The following is a 17,655-nucleotide window of genomic DNA, read 5'->3' as shown; positions in this document are numbered from 1 at the left end:
CTCTCCCTGCATTGCCGTTCATAAAAGGCGCGGCGCCTGTTCCGCCCGTGGCGAAACGGGTCACCGAATCCCGGTCTGCCGCCGGATCGCCTGCAAGAGTATCAGCAAAAAAATATCTGTCTACCTACTAAATGATAGATTGAAAAAACCCCCCGCTCCTGTACGGGTATCAGCGGGATAGGCGGCAGCCGGCCCGCCGGCGGCCCACCAACGGAAACGGCGGACGATGACGGACAACGTGACGAAGGTCAGGATTCTGGATGAGGCGAACAGCCTGATTCGCGAGCTTGGCATGAACGGAATCAGTTACGCGCACATCAGTTCGCGGGTGAACATCCGCAAGGCGAGCATCCATTACTATTTCCCGACCAAGGACGACCTGATCCGGGAACTCGTTGCCTATCAGAGCCAGATCTTCCTCGATGACGTCCGCGCCATCGTCGAGGATGGCGGCGCCGACGCGCGAACGAAGATGCGCCGCTATTTCGGCCTGTTCGAAAAAGCGTTCAACGACGGCAAGGGCGGTTCGATCTGCCTGTTCGGAATGCTTGGCGCCGAGATCCATAGTCTTGACGACAAGACCTGCGACATCGTCCGCGATTTCTACAGCCGCAACATCCAGTCGATCCGCACGATCCTCGCCGCCCCCGACACGGACGAGGACACCATCGACAACACGGCGGCGGTGGAAACCGCGCACATGATCTTCTCCGCGATCGAGGGAGCGATGATCATATCCCGCGCCAATCGCGACCTGGGCGGGTACAAGGCTGTGATGAACAACCTTTTGAATATCATAGATTTTTCAAAATAAACGACAGAATACCATAGGGAGAGGCCGATGCCGAACTTCACCGACAAGACCGCGATCGTCACCGGCGCGTCGACGTTGATGGGCCGCAGGATCGTCGAGGCGTTCCACGCCGCCGGTGCCAATGTGGTGATGCTCGACATCGCCGACGCCGCGGGTGCCGCGCTTGCCGCCGAACTCGGGCCGCGCGCGGTGTTCCTGCATGGCGACGTGACCGACGACGCGGTGATCGACCGCTGCCTCGCCACCGCGACGGAACGGTTCGGCGGCGTCGATATGCTGGTCAACCTTGCCTGCACCTATGACGACAGCGGCATCGATTCGACACGGACGCAGTGGCTGCGCGCGCTCGACGTCAATCTGGTCAGCGGCGCGCTGTTCATCCAGAAGGCGCGGCCGCTGCTGAAGGCGGCGCGCGGCGCCGTGGTCAACATCGCCAGCATCAGCGGCAAGCGCGCCCAGCCCGACCGCATGCTCTACGCCACGTCGAAGGCCGGCATCCTCCACATGACCCGCGCCGCGGCGATGGCGCTGGCCGGCGACCATATCCGGGTCAATTCGGTGTCGCCGGGCTGGACATGGTCGAACGTGATGGTCGAGCTGACCGGCGACCGGCGCGAGAAGGCCGACCGCGTCGCCGCGCCGTTCCACCTGCTCGGCCGCGTCGGTGACCCGGAGGAAGTGGCCCGCGCCGTGCTGTTCCTGTGTTCCGACGACGCATCGTTCATCACCGGCACCGACCTTGCCGTCGACGGCGGCTATACCGCGATCGGCCCGGAACAACAGACCGACGCGGTGTCGAAGCTGGCCCAAGGCGACTGACCGGCCGCGTTTCCCGCCGCGCTTGACACATATTACGATACGAATATGTTTCGTATTGTAATTAGATCAGGCAGCGGAGTGGAACGGCGTGGCGTATCCGGACAATTATGGCGCGGCGACCGCCGCCTTCGTGGCGGCGGCGGAGGCGGCGGGCGCGACGATCGAGCGGCACGCCCACCCGGCCGCGCGCGCACCGGACGATGCGCCGCTGGACATCGTCGTCGCCGCGCTGGGCGAACGCCACGCCCCGCGCATGCTGCTGTCGATCAGCGGCACCCACGGGCTGGAGGCCTGTTCCGGCTCCGCGGCGCAGACGCGGTTTCTGGAGGGGCGCCCGGCGTTTCCGGCGGGGACCGGCGCGCTGATCGTCCATTGCCTGAACCCGTACGGCTTTGCCTGGCGGTCGCGCGCCAACGAGGATTTCGTCGACCTGTCGCGCAACTTCATCGCCGATTGGAGCGCGCCGCCGGCCAACCCCTATTACGGCGAAATCCACCCGCTGCTGACCGCGGCCGAATGGCAGGACAACACCGAGGAGCGGCTCTACCAGGCGATCGCGCAGCTGACGACCGCCCACGGCCCGCGAGAGGCGCTGACCGGGCTGACCGGCGGGCAATATGACCATCCCGACGGGCTGAGCTTCGGCGGCGACGGCACCAGCTGGTCGCGGCGGGTGTTCGAGGATGTGTGCGGGCGCTGGCTGAGCCATGCGCGCCGGATCGCCTATGTCGATTTCCACACCGGGTTCGGCGCGTTCGGCCAGCCGTTCTTCGTCTGCCTGCACCCGGAAGGGTCGGCCGAGCGCGACCGCGTCGAAAGCTGGTGGGGACCGATGAACCGCAACGCCGACGCGTTCGGCATCGGCGCCGAACCGGATTGGCAGGGGCTGCTGTGGGACGGGCTGCGCCGGTGGATCCTGCCGGACGCGGAGATCTGCGGATCGGTGATCGAATTCGGCACCTACCCCCTGCCCCGCGTCGCCCGCGCGCTGATGATTGATCGCTGGCTCCGCTTCGGGCAGGAGGATGCCGGCTGGCGGGACGCGCTGCGGGCGGAGATGGTGGAAGCCTTCGCGCCGCCGGCGGCGGACTGGCGGACGGCGGTGACGACACGCGGTTGCGCGGTGCTCGACGCCGCGCTCACCGGGCTGGCGCGTTGGCAGCCGGCGGCATAGGAATGGCACGCAGGGCAGGACCGCCGGAATGACGGGCACGATGCAGGAAAAGAAGGCCGGCCGCCCGCGCGACGCCGGCAAGGACGCGCTGATCGCCGACGCGATGCTGCGGATGCTGGCGAAGCACGGCTACGAAGGCGCGTCGTTCGAGAAGGTCGCGGCCAAGGCCAAGGTATCGCGCGCGTCGATCTATCGCCGCTGGCGGTCGAAGGAAGACCTGGTCATCCACGCGATCGGCGAAATGCTGCGCGCGGAGGCGCGCGATGGCGCCGACATCACCGGAACCGGCATCCCCGCGATCCGCCAGATGCTCACCCGCACCGCCGAACGGCTGAGCGACCCGTTCAAGCGCCGGGTGATCGCCGCCGTCCTGTCCGAAGCGGCGAGCCGCCCGGCGCTGGCCGCGCTCGGCGCCAGGCTGGAGCAGGAGCGGCGGACGCCGTTGCTGATCGCGCTGACCCAGGCGCGGGCGGACGGCAGCCTGCCGTCCGGACAAACCGACGAATATCTGGCCGACGCGCTGGCCGGCGCGCTCTATTTCCGCGCGCTGGTCGCCCAGACGCCGCTGACCGACGCGGTCATCGACGGGTTGATCGCGTCCGTCCTCCAGCCCAGCGGCTGAGGCCGATCCGCACGCCTGCGTGAGCAGGCGTTCATGCCTTCTTCGCCATTCCGACACTAGTGCATTCCAGCGGCGCTGGTCGGCGCCATGACGTCGTCTTGACAATATTTTCGATACAGATCAGTATCGCATTTAAATAACGACGGAGGGGAAACGGACATGCGGGGCGGCAGGACGTGGCTGGTGATGCTGGGGGGCGCCGCGATCGGCGCGCCGGCGATGGCGCAATCGGCACCGGCGGAAACGCCGCCGCCCGCCGCCCCGGCCGTATCGGCGCTGGACGATATCGTCGTGACGGCGCGGCGGCGGCTGGAAAGCCTGCAGGACGTGCCCGCGTCGATCGGCGTGTTGAACAGCGCCGGGCTTGACCAGCGCGGTATCGCCAGCCTGGACGACATGGCGCAGAGCGCCGCCGGTCTGGCGATCGAGACATCCGGCGGCATCGGCACCGTGTTCATCCGTGGCGTCGGCGGCGGCGGCCGCAACATCGGCTTCGGCACCCGCGCCGGCATCTATGTCGACGGCGTCTATGTCGGCCAGTTCGCGTCGATCAACCAGTCGACGTCGGACATCGACCGGGTCGAGATATTGCGCGGCCCGCAGGGCACGCTGTTCGGCCGCAACAGCGTGGCCGGCGCGATCAACGTCGTCACCCGCCAGCCGGGCTATACCCTGGCCGCCGCGGCGACGCTGGAAGGCGGCGACCATGGCGACCGCAAGGCGCGCGCCTCCGTCAACCTGCCGATCGCCGACCAGCAACTGGCGCTGCGCCTGTCCGGCGCGCTCGCCAGGCGCCACGGCTTCACCACCAACGTGCTGAACGGGCAGGACCTCGACAATATCGACCGCAAATCGGCGCGCGGCCAGTTGCGCTGGGACGCGGCGCCGGCGCTGACCATCACCCTTGCCGGCGACTATAACGAGGATAACGGCCGCCGCCTGATCGGCGAGGACGAGACCAACCTGACCGGCACCGGGCCGAGCGCGCTGCCGGGACGGTTCGACGTCGCGTTCAGCACGACGCCGGTATGGGAAAGCAAGTTCTACGGCGCGTCGGGAACGATCGAGTACCGGCTGCCCGGCGGCGCGACGCTGACCGCGATCAGCGCGCTGCGCAAGCTGGACTGGGCGCGCGCCAACGACCTCGACTATTCGCCGCTGGACCTGCTCAGCACCGATTATAACGACAAGTTCCGCCAATTCTCCCAGGAGGTGCGGCTGGCTTCGGGCGGCGACGGGCCGGTCAGCTATGTCGCCGGCCTCTATTACCTGAACGACCGCGCCCGGACCGACCGCGCCGTGCTGTTCGGCAGCCAGATCGGCGCCCTGCCCTTCGGGTTGCAGCCGGGGCGGTCGGTCACCGTCGACGCCGCCGTCACCACCCGCTCCTTCGCCGCGTTCGGCAATGCCGACGTCAGGCTGGCCAACGGGCTGACACTGAACCTGGGCCTGCGCTTCACCGACGAGAGCGTGCGGCTGGCCCATTACGACCTGGACGGATCGGCGGCGCCGGCGCTCAACATCGCCACCGTCGCGGGCCTGACGGACAAGGTTTCGACCAGCCGTCTCGACCCGACGGTGGCGCTGACATACGCGGTCGCGGCGGATGTGAACCTGTATGTCAAATACAGCCGCGGTTTCAAAAGCGGCGGCTTCAACATCGATTTCCTGAACAGCAGCCAGGTGCAGGACGGCATCCGCTTCGCCGCCGAAACCGCCAATAATTACGAAGCCGGGATCAAGTCCGAACTCTTTGACCGGCGGGCGCGGGTCAACCTGTCGGTCTACCGCACCGATTTCCAGAACTACCAGATCAACCAGTTCGTCGACCTCGGCAACGGCCAGACCGTCGTCCAGCTGCGCAACGCCGCGACCGTCCACATTCGCGGCGCCGAGCTGGAGGCGCTGGCCGAGCCGGTTGCCGGGCTGACGCTGGGCGCGAACCTTGCCTATGTCGACGCGACGTTCAAATCCTTCCCCAACGGCGGCGGGCCGGGCGTCGACCTCGACGGCGCGCGTTTGCCGCAGGCGCCGCGCTTCACCGGCGCGTTCTTCGGCGGTTTCCGCGCGACGCTGAGCGACGGCGGCGTCAGCCTGACCGGGTTCGCGGAATACAGCCAGCGCGGGCGCAGCTTTTCCGGCGCGGAAAATCTGGCGCGGCAGGCGCTCGACCGGCGCCACCTGCTGAACCTGCGGCTGGGCATCGAAGGCCCCGGCGCGCACTGGGCGATAGAGGGCTGGGTGGAGAATGCGCTGAACGACAAATACACGGTCAACCGCGACCGCGACTTCTTCGGCACGCTGTTTCGCAACTGGGGGGCGCCCCGCACGATCGGCGCGACGCTGCGCCTGGCATTCTAGGCGGCCTCGAAGCTGCAAAAACAGGGGCCGGACCGACGCGCATGGCATTGACGTCGGCCCGGCCCCTGCCCTGCGTTCATCGTCAGATGTCGATGAACGCCCACTCCTCGGACCAGGGCAGCCGCGACATCTGCCGCGACGGCCCGTCATCCTTGACGATGAACCCGTCGGAGAAGTTCGCGCCGGTGCCGGTTTCGGGATCGAACATGCCCGGTTCGACCGAGAACATCATGCCGGTGTCGAGCAGCGTGTGGTCGCCCAGCGACAGATAGGGCGGCTGGTGCCCTTCCATCCCCTCGCCATGGGCGGGCCGGTGGTAGATGTATTTCTGCATCCCCCGGTCGATCTGCATCTTGTGGATCGCATAGGCGACGTCGGAACACGGTGTTCCCTTGCGCGACAGATCGAGCTGCATCAGGCAGCCATCGCGCGCGGTCTTCCACACCTTGTCCATATGGTCGGTGCGCGGCGCGATCATGTAGGGGCGGTACAATTCGCCGCCGCAACCGCCGATGCGGACAACGCCGGACACCTGCAACGCCTTGCCGCGCTCTATCTTGTTATAAAAGAACTGGTTGGGATGCGGATAGCCGGTCGCCTGACCGATGCGGCAGCCGATATTCACATGGATACCGACGGCGTTATGCGGCTTTCCGTCCCGCTTGATGTCGGCCAGGATCAGTTCGGTACCGAATTTCCGCGCGGCATGCGCCACTTCGAAATCGGTCAGATCGGTGCCGTGGGTCATGATAAGATCGCGCGCAAAGGCGTGAATCCGGTCGAAATAGCCGTAGGCGCGGCGGGTCAGCGCGATTTCCAGCGGCGTCTTGCGCTGGCGCAGATACATGCAGTCGCCGGCCGCCGACGCCATCGGCCCGCCCAGCACGTCCGCCACCGTCTTCTGTTCCGACCCCAGCAGCTCGCGATCGGCGGCCAGCTTCTTGCCGGCAAAACCGCGCTTCTTCAGCCCTTCCAGCATCCAGCGCCACAGGTCGTTCTGCGGCCCCTTCTTCAATATGCCTTCGTTCGGCATCGTCCCGGCGACGTCGAGCCAGTCGAAATACATGTCGCCGTCTTCATACCACCAATCCTGGATCAGGTCGCGGTCCAGCGCCGGATAGAACCAGATCGGATGGCTGCCCTTGGTCGGGATGAAGCAGTGGATCATCCGCTCCGTCGTCGTGTGGAACAGGCCGGTGAAGTAGATGACGTTCCACTGGTTGGTCAGCAGGATACCGTCCAGCCCGGCCGCCGCCAGCCGTTGCTGCAATATCTGCGTGCGTTCCTTGCTCCAACTGAGCGGCAAACGGTCGACCGTCGCCGTTTCCAGATCATCGGGGGGCAGAAAAAGCTTCGCCGATTCATCGCCCGTCGGCAGCCCGCCCTTGTCGGCAAGCCGGTTCGCGACGGCCGCGCCCGCCGCGCCGCCGGCGACAACGCCCAGGCCCAGCCCTCCAATGAATTGACGACGCTGCATAGCCACTCTCCCCGTTTCAGTCATGTTGAAAGGTTTTACTTGCGCATTACTGGAACTCGCCTTTCATATTCCGCGCGTGATCATGTCGCGCGGGTGTAACGACACAAAAGAAGTTTCATTCGGCCGGGCGCTACAAAGGCAGTGCCCGTCCGTTCGCTGGAAAATTGTTTCGTCCCGGCGGCTGGCGCCGGGACGAAAGACCAGTCAGAAACCGTATTTCGTCAGGTCCGGGCGGTTCTCCAGACCGCGCTTGATAATGGCGAGCGCCTGCGCTTCCTCGTCCCCGACCAGCGGGTAGCGGGGGGCGCGAACCACGGGGGACGTGCCGCGCACGGCGTGTTCGGCCAGCTTGATCTTCTGGACAAATTTCGGCCCGATATCGAGGCTGAGCAGCGGCAGGAACCAGCGGTAGATTTCCATCGCCTCGGCCACGCGACCTTCCCGCACCAAACGGTAGATCGCGACCGTCTCTCGCGGGAAGGCGACCACAAGGCCGGCGATCCAGCCGACGCAGCCCAGCACCAGACTCTCCAGCGCCAGATCGTCGACGCCGATCAGCAGCTTGTAACGATCGCCGACCAGGTCGATGATCTGGTTGATCCGGCGGGTGTCGGCCGAGGACTCCTTGACGGCAACGAATTTCTTCTCGTCGGCGAGCTGCTGGAAATGCTCCGGCAGCAGATCGACGGTGTAGGCGACCGGGTTGTTGTACAGGATGATCGGCAGTTCGGTATTCGCCGCGATCGTGCGGAAATACCCCATCGTCTCGCGCGGGTCGGAGAGGTAGCGCATCGCCGGCAGGACCATCAGGCCATTGACCCCCGCCTTCTCGACCCGGCGCACCAGGTCGATCGCCGCCCGCGTCGAATCTTCCGCAATGGTCATGATGATCGGGCTGCCGCCCGCCGCTTCGGCGACGGCGGCCTCGGCGATCGCGACCTTCTCGTCGGCGTTCAGGCTGCTCGCCTCACCGAGCGACCCGCAAACGATAACGCCGTCGACGCCGGCGTCGATCTGAAAGCGGACATCAGCCCGCACCGCCTGGATATCAACGTCCTCCGCGGCATCCATCTTGGTGGTGATGGCCGGGAATACGCCTTCAAAATCACTCGCGTTCATTTCATGTCCTTGTTCAAGAGCCGTGCCGGCCGTCCTTGCATGGGTAGCTGACTTCCGTACTGGATATAGTATACGATTTTACCGTGCGCGATACAACCGCTATTTCCCGGCCTCGATTCAGCGGGTTCGTTTCGCCGGATCGCCGCGGCCGGCACGCCGCTCAATCGCTGGCGCCGGCGGCCGCCTTTTCCTGTGCGACATACCACTGCGCTTCGCGCAGCAGCGCCTGCGCGTCGTAAGCCTGCCCCTCCTTGATCGTCCAGGTGACGCCGCCGCCGCTCCGGTCCGTGCCGTAATGGGCAAAGCCGGCGCCGTAGAGCAGCTTGAAATTGTCGAGCGGATTGCCGTCGACGACGACCAGGTCGGCGATGCAACCCTGCCGGATGCCGCATAGCCCCTTGTCCAGCCCGGCGATCGCCGCCGAACCGGTCGTCGCGATCTTCACCACATCGAGCGGGTGGATTCCGGCCTGCTGCATCAGTTCGAACTCGCGCACCGCCCCGAAACCGTAGAGCGACTGCTGCGACCCGCTGTCGCTGCCCAGCCCGACCAGACCGCCCTTCGCCCAGAAACGGTGCAGCCAGCGCATCCAGCGTTGATAATTGTCTTTCCAGGCGATCTCGTCCGACGTCTTCCAGTCGGTGTGGAACGACGCATGCACATCCGCGCGCGGGCGCCACTGGTCCAACATCGTCGGATGGACCAGCGTTTCGCGCCAGGGCAACGTTACCACCCGCATGAAATCGGTCGACGCTTCGTAAATCGCGAAGGTCGGCACCCACGCCGTCCGGTTGGCGATCATTTCGTCGATGATCGCTTCCAGCCCATCCGGGTGGGCGTCGGCCTCCTTCCACAGATAGCCGGCCTGACGGAAACGCTGCAATTCGTCGAGATAGTTATAATCGTAGGGGAAATTCTGAGTGCCCGGCAGGGCGGCGTCGGGCACGCCGTACCAGTGCTCGATGCTGGTCACGCTGGCCTGCGACGCGACCCGCGCATCGGCTTCCGATACTTTCAGATCGACCATCACGCCGCCCATGCCCAGCTTGGCCGCCTCGTCCGTGATCGCGGCGATCACGTCCGGATAGGTGCCAGGACCGTGGCTGATCTTGATGCCATCCGCCCCCTGCGACCGATACTGGCGAACCAGTGCGCGGGCTTCGTCGGGGGTATGCCCCTTGTCGCGGGTGCGCGCCGTGTTCGGCCAACGCTTATAGATCTGGATGCGCGGCGCGATGATACCGTGCGCATCGGACAATCGTTTCTGTTCGACCAGTGCCGGGAAATTGCTTGCTCCGGCATCGCGCAGGGTGGTGAAGCCATGCCCCAGCCACAGGCGGAACGCGTAAGCATAGGATTGCGCGCCGGCCTGCCGGGTATCGGGGATATGGGCGTGCAGGTCGAACAGACCGGGCAGCACATATTTGCCGGTGGCGTCGATGATGACGTCGCCGGTCGGCCGGGTCGCCAGCCCGGAACGGGCCGACACCGCGTCGAACGGCACGATGTCGACGATCCGCCCCTGTTCGATGATGATGTCGACCGGGCCTTCCGGCGGCACGGCCCGGCCGCTGGCCGGCGTGCCGCGTCCGGTTACCATGATGCCGCCGCGCACGATCATGCGCTTGCCGGTCACCGGCTTGGTGGTGCCCAGCGGGATCGGGCCGGCGCCGGCCGCCGGCTGGACCACCGTCTCGGCCGCGGCGGGATGCCCCACGACGGCGCCGCAAAGGGCAATGGCGAGCAGAGAGGGGGATAGACGAAACGTCTTCATCGCCATTGGTCCTTTCCAGCGTCATCGTGGAGCAAGTGGGGGCGAGGGTGCCGTCAGGGCAGTTCCGCGCCGTTGTGGATGGTCATCACGCCTTGCGGCATGCCGCGTTCGGTCTTCTGGCGGGCGACCATTTCACGCACATCGGCGCGCAGCTTGGCCGCATCGTAGATGATGCCGTCCTTGATCGTCAGCGAAACGCCGCCGACCTTGTCGACCTTGCCGGTGTCGTCGTTCAGCTTGATCGTCCCGGTGCCGAACAGCAGTTTCAAGTTGGCGAGCGGATTGCCCTTCACCACCACCAGATCCGCCTTGCGGCCGACGCGGATCGTGCCGACCTGATCCTCGACGCCCAGCACCTGCGCGCCGACCTGGGTTGCCGCGTGGATCACCTCCAGCGAGCTGAAACCGGCCTCGAGCAGCAGCATCATCTCCTGGATGTAGCCAAAGCCGTAGAGGTTGTAGATGTAACCGCTGTCGCTGCCGACCGCGACCTTGCCGCCCTTATTTTTGTAATCATTCAGGAATTTCATCCAGAGCTGATAATTTTTCTTCCACGCCATTTCATGATCGCTGGTCCAGTCGAACCAGTAGGCGCCGTGGTTGATGCGGCTAGGGCGGTAGAAATCCCACAGCGCGGGCATGGTGTACTCGGCATGCCATTCCGCGCGGCTCATCCGCATGAAATCGCGGCCAGTCAGATAAGCGGTCATGGTCGGCACGAGCGCGAAGTCACGCTCGAGCAGCTTGTCCATCACCTCATTCCACTTGTCGGATCCGGGCCTGGCCGCCTGCTCCCACAGCCGCCCGGCTTCACCGAAGCGCATCATTTCGTCATTGTTGATGAAGTCGTTGGGGAAGGCCTGCAGCCGCTTGTCGGTGAACATCGCCTCCGGCAGCCCATACCAGTGCTCCATCGACTCCAGCCCCTGCGCCGAGGTGTCGAGCACATTGGCATAGGCGACGACCGGCTGGGCGTGGTGCATTGTTGTCCGCAGATCGATCTTGTTCGCTTCGTCGATCGCGGCGAACAACACGTCCTTCGCGCCGCCGATGAACTTGATGCCGTCGGCGCCGCGCCGCTTCGCTTCCTGAATGGTGGCGCGCGCGGTGGTCGCGTCATTGATCAACTGGCCGCGGCGGATGTCGTGGAAGAACGGATAGATGTGCAGGCGCGGCGCGACGATCTCGTTGCGGGCGCTGCGTTCCTTGATCGCTTTCAGCCACTCGATCGGGCCGCCGCTGCCCAGATCGCGCGCGGTGGTGATGCCATGCCCCATCCACAGTTTCAGAATATATTCGGACGGGACGTTCTGACCCTGGCTCAGCGTGTGCAGGTGGACATGGGCGTCGACGAAACCGGGCATCACGTAATGTCCGGTCAGGTCGACCTCATAGTCACCTTTGGCGGCGCGGGCGTTGGGATTGATCGCCCCCGGCGCGCCGATCGTCTTGATCTCGGCGATCTTGTCGCCGGACAGAACGATGTCGGCAGGCCCCTGCGCCGGCGCCCCGGTGCCGTCGATGTAATAGACGTTGCGCAGGATGACGCGGTTGTAGGGGCCGACGCCCTCGGTGCGGTTGGGGATCGGGTCCGCCTGCATCGCGCCCGGCGGATCGGCCGCAATGGCGGCTGCGCCACCAAAGGCGACCGACGCCATCATCGACAACAGCGCGATCTTTACCCCCCGTATGCGGCTTTTTTCGCTACGCATATTCGTCTCTCCTAGATCAAATAGTCCAATGCCCGGATGCGTTTCGGCAAAATTCAGAATTTGAAGCGCACCCCAAGGAAATAACGGCTACCAATGACGTCATAGAGAGACGGGTCGGTATTGGCGTCCCCGGCCAGAACGGTCCCCATGATCGGCGGTTTCTTGTTGAAGATGTTGTCGACGCCAGCCACCACTTCGGCAAAACTGGTGATCCGGAACTGCGACGACAGATCGAAATAGTATTGCGGACTGGTCCGTTGCACCGCCGCGGTGACCCCCGGATACAGTTTCAGCACACCGACCCGCCGCATGCTTCCGCGCAAGGTCAGCGGGCCGCTATTGTAGGTCAGGTTGGTCTTCAGGCTAAGCTTCGGCGTGCCATAGATGCCAAAGCCGGTGCAGCCGCCCCCCATCCGGCCGGCGCAATCGCGCTTCGGCTGGCCGGCAAGCACCTGGGTCGACCGTTCCAGCATCCAGCTGGCGACGAGCTGGAAGTCCAGCCGCGCCGGATCCCCGCCGATTGCCAGCGCATCCGGCAGGTCGACGCGGTAGTCGATCTGCGCGTCGATGCCGCGCACCGCCAGCGTACCGATATTCTGCAGGTTGGTGGCGACATGATCGATCTGGCCATTGGCCAGCCGCACGATCGACCGACAGGTTGAGGAATTCGGATCGAGGTTCATGAAGCAGTCGGTCAGCGTCTGGTCGGTGTTGACGCTGGCGATCGCCCCGGTCACGTCGATATTATAGTAGTCGATGGTCAGGTTCAGCCGGTCGAGGAAGGGCGGCGAAATCACCGCGCCGACCGTCCAGGTCTTCGACTTCTCCTCCTGCAGTGCCGGATTCCCGCCGGTCAGGGCGCTTATACCCACTGTCCCCTGCTGCCAGTTCGGCAGGTCCGTTGCGGGCACGCCCTGCGCTATGCACAGTTGTTGCTGCGCCGCGGTGGGCTGACGGGTTCTGACGCAGGGGTCTTCGCCTGACCCGTAAACACGGCCGATGGGACGATACAGCTCGCTGAGCGTGGGCGCCCGGATGGCGCTGTTATACGCGCCGCGGAAGCGGAGCCAGCGTACAGGCGCCCATTCGCCACCGAGTTTCCAGGCGAACACGCTGCCGATCGTCGAATAATCGGCGTAACGCGCGGCACCCTCGATCGCCAGCGAGTCCGCGAACGGCACGCCGGACAGGATCGGCACGCGGGTTTCGCCGAAGAACTCCTTCAAATTATAGGACCCGCTCGCCGCAGCCAGGGAACCCGGCCCATACTCGCCGGCAATGTCCTGCGGGCTGGGCAGAAAGCTGTAGCTGTCCTTGCGATATTCCACGCCAATCGCCAGCGGCACCGGACCGGCCGGCATTTCGAACAGATTGCCGCTGAGCGACGCGCCGGCAACCGTGCGCGAGAAGGATTCCACGCTGGCCCGCGGCGGGGTCAGGAAAGTCCCGGCGGATGGATCAAGCACATCAAGGCCAAACACGCTGGCCGGCACGCAGCCGCGCGACGTGTCACGGCAGGTCACGACGCCATTGGCATCGACGACGGAGTCCAGCGACTGTGCAAGGCGGGTCAGCGAGATCTGGCCGGTATTCCGTTGGTCCGTCCGGTTGTGCTGATACTGGTAGAAGCTATCCCACCGCCAGGTCCCGCCGCCCAGGTTCAGTTCGCCGCGCAGCCCGCCAGTCAGGTTGTAAGACTGGCGCTCATACGCGAAATGCCGCGGCCCCAGCTCGGTGGAACGCCGGTTCGCGTTGATGACGAGCGCATCGCCGTCGCCGTCGGCATCGAAAACCGCGGCGTTGTTCACAAAGAACTGCCGCACGGCCGGCGCCAGTGTCGGGTTGGTCGCATAGTTGGGGATCAGCAATTGCGTGCCGCCAAGCCCCGGCGTCTGCAGCGTCGACTGATCGGGCGCCTGCTGATAGGCGTTGACGTTGCGGATGAAGAACGCCTCCGCATAGGCCTCGATCCCGTCGGTGATCTCGTAATGGCCAAGCGCCGAGACCTGTGTCCGTTCCAGCGGCCGCAACAGGTAATTGTCGGCGGAGTAGTTGAACGCATTCTGCGGGGTGCAGTAGGGCAGCACCTCGCCGTTGACGCCGAAACGGATGCCGGTGACCGCCGTGCACGGCCCAGTTGGCGTCAGGTTGACGCCCTGCAGTTGCGCCAGCGTCGACGCCGTCAGGCCGATGCGGGTGCCGGGGATGCTGCCGGAACCGCCGGGAACCAGTTCGCCATTGACCGTGTCGAGCGCCACTGACGAGAAGCCGCGGTGTTGCTGGAACACCGGCTTGCGCTTGGTGTAGGACATCGACAGCGTGACGTTGCCACGCCCTTCGTCCAGATTGGCGCCGACCGTCGCGTCGATCTTGTGCGACGCGCCGTCATTCTTGAACGTTTCTCCGTACAGATAGTTGAAGCCGAAACCGGAAAAATCCTTCTTGAGCAGGAAATTGACCGCGCCCGCGATCGCATCGGACCCGTAAACCGCAGACGCGCCGCCGGTGACGATCTCGACACGTTCGACCAGCGCGTCGGGAATGCTCGCAAGGTCGACCTGCCCGTCGGAATTGGCCGGGATGAAGCGTCGGCCGTTGATCAGCACCAACGTCCGCGTCGCCCCAAGGCCGCGCAGGTTGGCGGTCAGAACGCCCGAACCACCGGCGGCGTTGACGTTGGAATTCTGCCCGGCGGCAAGCTGCGGGAATTCGTTCAGCGTATTCTCGATCGTAACGCTGCCCGACAATTGCAGGTCGGCGCCACCGACAACCGTGGTCGGGCTGGGCGCCGCCAGGTCCGTCCGTATCAGGCGCGATCCGGTGACAATGATGTCCTCATTGGCGGGCGCATCGGCGGGGACGCCCTGCGCCGCGACGACCTGCACCGGAACCAGCATCGTGCCGATCAGCAGAGCGGTTGCGATCCCCCGCCGGCGCGCACCCCGGAACCGCGCGCGCACACCTTCGCTGTCGTGATGTCGCATAGTTTTCCCTCCTGTTTCGACCATGTTTTTCTGGGGCCGGACCACATTGGCTGTGACCTCATTGCCGCGTATTCACCGTATACTATATATCATCTACACCCTGTCAAGGCGATGAACTTTTGAAATTTATTCGTTTTAATACAGTGCTTTATTTTGCATTCCTTATAATTTCTCGAGATAAATTTTTCTTAAAAAGTCGCGGCATCTCACCCGGTCTGAGCGCCATCGACGGCGGTGAAGCGGGCGCATCGCGCGGCACTGACCCCACCAGTATTGTCGCGGGATCGCAGCGTCTTACGACAGCGGTCCGGGCCGCGACGCGCTCCTCCGCTAGCGGCAACACCGGCGGCGGTCGCGACTCGTGCTTAGATGCGGAGAAACGGTGTCCGCCGCCCCGGCGGGGCGGTGGCTCAATGGGCGAGAAACAGCTCGGCGGTCGCTTCGATCACGGCATCCGCATCCAACCGGTACGCGCGGTAGAGATCGGGCAGGTCGCCGGTCTGGCCGAAGCGATCGGTGCCAAGCGGACTGACCCGCTGGCCAAGCACCCCGCCCAGCCAGGACAGGGCAGCAGGGGCGCCGTCGATCATCGTCACCAGCCCGGCGCCCGGCGCCAGGGCGGACAGCAGCACTTCCGCGTGGCAGGGCGGCGCCGTTTCGCCCGCCCAGCGTGCCGCGCGCCGCGCCGACCAGCCGCGGTGCAGCAGGTCGGGCGAGGTGACATTCAGCAGGCCGATGCCGGGGATATCATCGGCCAGTTGTTCCCACGCCGCCAACGCCTCCGGCACGACCGCGCCGGTGAAGACGATCGCCGCCTCCGCCCCCGGCGCCGGGGGCCGCAGCCAGTATCCGCCCTTCAGCGCATCCGCTTCCCACCCGGCATCGGCGCGGTCGATCTGGGCGATCGCGCGGGTCGACAGGCGCAGATAGACCGACCCGCCGTCGGCGCGCTGAAGATGATCGCAGGCGTAACGCATCATCACCGCCACTTCATCCGCATAGGCCGGCTCGAAATAGGTGAGGCCCGCCTGCCCCATGCCGATCAGCGGCGTGTTGATCGACTGATGCGCCCCCCCTTCCCCGGCCAGCGTGATGCCCGACGGGGTGCCGACCAGCAGGAAACGGGCATCCTGATAGCAGCCGTAGTTCAGTGCATCGAGGCCGCGGGCGATGAACGGATCGTAGACCGTGCCGACCGGGATCAGCCGGGTGCCGAAATGCGGCGCGGCGAGGCCGAGCGACGCCAGCAGGATGAAGAAATTGGTTTCCGCGATACCCAGCTCGATATGCTGGCCGGCGGCATGTTGCGCCCATTTCTGCGCCGACGGAATCCGCGCATCGTGGAAAGTATCGGCGCGGGCATGGCGGCGGAACAGCCCGCGCTGGTTGACGAAGGCGCCCAGATTGGTGGTCTGGGTCACATCGGGCGCCGTGGTGACGATCCGGTCGGCCAGCGGCGCGCCGGATTTCGCCAGATCAAGCAGCACCCGGCCAAATGCGGCCTGGGTCGACTGTTCCGCGCCTTCGGGCACCGGCAGGCGGTCCGGCACCGGCACCACATCCGCCACCGGCTCGCCAGGCTTGCTGGCCAGCGGGCTAGCCTCGACAAAGGCCTGAAGCCGGGCGGCGGCATTATTCCCCAGCCCGCCCCACGGCGCCCACTCCTCACCCTCCGCTATGCCCAGACTGGCGCGAAACGCCTCCATCTGCGCCGGATTCATCATCCCGGAATGATTGTCCTTGTGGCCAGCCAGCGGCAGGCCCTGCCCCTTCACCGTATAGGCGATGAACAGGGTCGGCCGGTCGTCGGTCACCGCGTCGAACGCGTCGATCAGCGTCGCTATGCAATGGCCGCCCAAATTGGTCATTAGCCCGGCCAGCGCCGCGTCGTCGAACCCGTCGAGCAACGCCGCCACCCCCGGCTTATCGCCAATATCGGCGATCAGGCGCGTCCGCCACGCCGCGCCGCCCTGATAGGTCAGCGCCGCGAATTCCGCGTTGGGGCAGCTATCGATCCACGCCTCCAGCGCCTTGCCCCCCGGTCGGGCGAATGCCTCGCGCTGGCGGACGCCATATTTCAGGGTAACCACGCGCCAGCCGCATGTTTCGAAGATGTCGTCGAAACGCCGGAACATCCGGTCCGCCGTCGTCGCGTCGAGCGACTGGCGGTTATAGTCGACGACCCACCAGCAATTGCGCAGTTCGTGTTTGTACCCCTCGATCAGGCATTCGTAGATATTGCCTTCGTCCAGTTCGGCGTCGCCCATCAGCGCGATCATCCGCCCGGCATCCGCCCCGGGCAGCCGGCCATGGGCGATCAGATAATCCTGCACCAGGCTGCTGAACGCGGTCACCGCCACACCAAGACCGACCGACCCGGTCGAAAAATCGACGGGGATCGCGTCCTTGGTCCGCGACGGATAGCTTTGCACACCGCCCAGCCCGCGAAAGCGCTGCATCCGGTCCAGCGCCTGATTGCCCAGCAGATAATGGATCGCATGCAGCACCGGCCCGGCATGCGGCTTGACCGAAACCTTGTCCTGCGGCCGCAGCGCATGGAAATACAGCGCGGTCATGATCGCCGTCATCGACGCGCAGCTTGCCTGATGCCCGCCGACCTTCAGTCCGTCCCGCTTCGGCCGCAGATGGTTTGCATTGTGGATCATCCACGACGACAGCCAGCGCAGCCGCGTTTCCAACTGTTCCAAAGTGGCAATATGTTCAGCGCGGTCGGCGGGCAGTGCGGTGTCCATGGCGTCGTCCCAGGCAGGGGTGAACGACCGGGATAGCGCGCGCCAC

At 65.4% G+C, this 17,655-nt stretch carries 11 protein-coding genes; 5 read left to right on the top strand and 6 right to left on the bottom strand.

The window, feature by feature from the left end; translation table 11 throughout:
• The first annotated feature begins 226 nt into the window (after positions 1-226).
• The 5 genes from ACMT1E_RS03410 to ACMT1E_RS03390 all read left to right on the top strand — a co-directional run bounded on the left by ACMT1E_RS03410 (position 227) and on the right by ACMT1E_RS03390 (position 5,790).
• The gene (locus ACMT1E_RS03410; protein ID WP_414902280.1) at positions 227-814 is read left to right on the top strand and encodes a TetR/AcrR family transcriptional regulator; all 588 of its coding nucleotides are present in this window, start codon (positions 227-229) and stop codon (positions 812-814) included.
• A gap of 27 nt (positions 815-841) precedes the next feature.
• Positions 842-1,633, top strand: coding sequence for an SDR family oxidoreductase (locus ACMT1E_RS03405; protein ID WP_414902279.1), 792 nt, complete (start codon positions 842-844; stop codon positions 1,631-1,633).
• 88 nt (positions 1,634-1,721) lie between these two features.
• On the top strand, positions 1,722-2,807 hold the full coding sequence (locus ACMT1E_RS03400; RefSeq protein WP_414902278.1) for a DUF2817 domain-containing protein: 1,086 nt from the start codon (positions 1,722-1,724) through the stop codon (positions 2,805-2,807).
• Positions 2,808-2,835: 28 nt separating this feature from the next.
• Positions 2,836-3,429, top strand: coding sequence for a TetR/AcrR family transcriptional regulator (locus ACMT1E_RS03395; RefSeq protein WP_414902277.1), 594 nt, complete (start codon positions 2,836-2,838; stop codon positions 3,427-3,429).
• A gap of 159 nt (positions 3,430-3,588) precedes the next feature.
• On the top strand, positions 3,589-5,790 hold the full coding sequence (locus ACMT1E_RS03390; RefSeq protein ID WP_414902276.1) for a TonB-dependent receptor: 2,202 nt from the start codon (positions 3,589-3,591) through the stop codon (positions 5,788-5,790).
• An 82-nt stretch (positions 5,791-5,872) separates the two neighbouring features.
• Here the strand turns inward: ACMT1E_RS03390 and ACMT1E_RS03385 are convergent, their stop codons facing one another.
• The 6 genes from ACMT1E_RS03385 to ACMT1E_RS03360 form a co-directional block, all read right to left on the bottom strand.
• Positions 5,873-7,267 carry a M24 family metallopeptidase gene (locus tag ACMT1E_RS03385; RefSeq protein WP_414902274.1) on the bottom strand — a complete coding sequence of 465 codons (1,395 nt, stop codon included), beginning with the start codon at positions 7,265-7,267 and terminating at the stop codon, positions 5,873-5,875.
• 204 nt (positions 7,268-7,471) lie between these two features.
• Positions 7,472-8,386 (bottom strand): dihydrodipicolinate synthase family protein, encoded by a 915-nt coding sequence (locus tag ACMT1E_RS03380; RefSeq protein ID WP_414902273.1) that lies wholly within the window; start codon positions 8,384-8,386, stop codon positions 7,472-7,474.
• Between the two features lie 160 nt (positions 8,387-8,546).
• Complete coding sequence (locus ACMT1E_RS03375; protein ID WP_414902272.1) at positions 8,547-10,160, bottom strand: amidohydrolase family protein; 1,614 nt, start codon at positions 10,158-10,160, stop codon at positions 8,547-8,549.
• A 53-nt stretch (positions 10,161-10,213) separates the two neighbouring features.
• Positions 10,214-11,872, bottom strand: coding sequence for an amidohydrolase family protein (locus ACMT1E_RS03370; protein ID WP_414902271.1), 1,659 nt, complete (start codon positions 11,870-11,872; stop codon positions 10,214-10,216).
• 53 nt (positions 11,873-11,925) lie between these two features.
• Entirely contained in the window at positions 11,926-14,856 is a 2,931-nt protein-coding gene (locus tag ACMT1E_RS03365) for a TonB-dependent receptor plug domain-containing protein (protein ID WP_414902269.1), read from the bottom strand.
• Between the two features lie 410 nt (positions 14,857-15,266).
• On the bottom strand, positions 15,267-17,609 hold the full coding sequence (locus ACMT1E_RS03360) for a transketolase (protein WP_414902268.1): 2,343 nt from the start codon (positions 17,607-17,609) through the stop codon (positions 15,267-15,269).
• Positions 17,610-17,655 lie beyond the last annotated feature (46 nt).

Origin of the sequence: Sphingomonas flavalba, assembly GCF_047553045.1 — a bacterium.
Taxonomy (GTDB): domain Bacteria; phylum Pseudomonadota; class Alphaproteobacteria; order Sphingomonadales; family Sphingomonadaceae; genus Sphingomonas_L; species Sphingomonas_L flavalba_A.
This window is presented reverse-complemented; position numbering and strand designations above follow the sequence as displayed.

Bases quoted from the DNA above. Each gene is read 5' to 3' on its own strand.
- ACMT1E_RS03370 (WP_414902271.1), bottom strand. From the start codon at position 11,872: ATGCGTAGCGAAAAAAGCCGCATACGGGGGGTAAAGATCGCGCTGTTG.
- ACMT1E_RS03390 (WP_414902276.1), top strand. From the start codon at position 3,589: ATGCGGGGCGGCAGGACGTGGCTGGTGATGCTGGGGGGCGCCGCGATC.
- ACMT1E_RS03385 (WP_414902274.1), bottom strand. From the start codon at position 7,267: ATGCAGCGTCGTCAATTCATTGGAGGGCTGGGCCTGGGCGTTGTCGCC.
- ACMT1E_RS03410 (WP_414902280.1), top strand. From the start codon at position 227: ATGACGGACAACGTGACGAAGGTCAGGATTCTGGATGAGGCGAACAGC.
- ACMT1E_RS03375 (WP_414902272.1), bottom strand. From the start codon at position 10,160: ATGAAGACGTTTCGTCTATCCCCCTCTCTGCTCGCCATTGCCCTTTGC.
- ACMT1E_RS03380 (WP_414902273.1), bottom strand. From the start codon at position 8,386: ATGAACGCGAGTGATTTTGAAGGCGTATTCCCGGCCATCACCACCAAG.
- ACMT1E_RS03405 (WP_414902279.1), top strand. From the start codon at position 842: ATGCCGAACTTCACCGACAAGACCGCGATCGTCACCGGCGCGTCGACG.
- ACMT1E_RS03360 (WP_414902268.1), bottom strand. From the start codon at position 17,609: ATGGACACCGCACTGCCCGCCGACCGCGCTGAACATATTGCCACTTTG.
- ACMT1E_RS03395 (WP_414902277.1), top strand. From the start codon at position 2,836: ATGACGGGCACGATGCAGGAAAAGAAGGCCGGCCGCCCGCGCGACGCC.
- ACMT1E_RS03365 (WP_414902269.1), bottom strand. From the start codon at position 14,856: ATGCGACATCACGACAGCGAAGGTGTGCGCGCGCGGTTCCGGGGTGCG.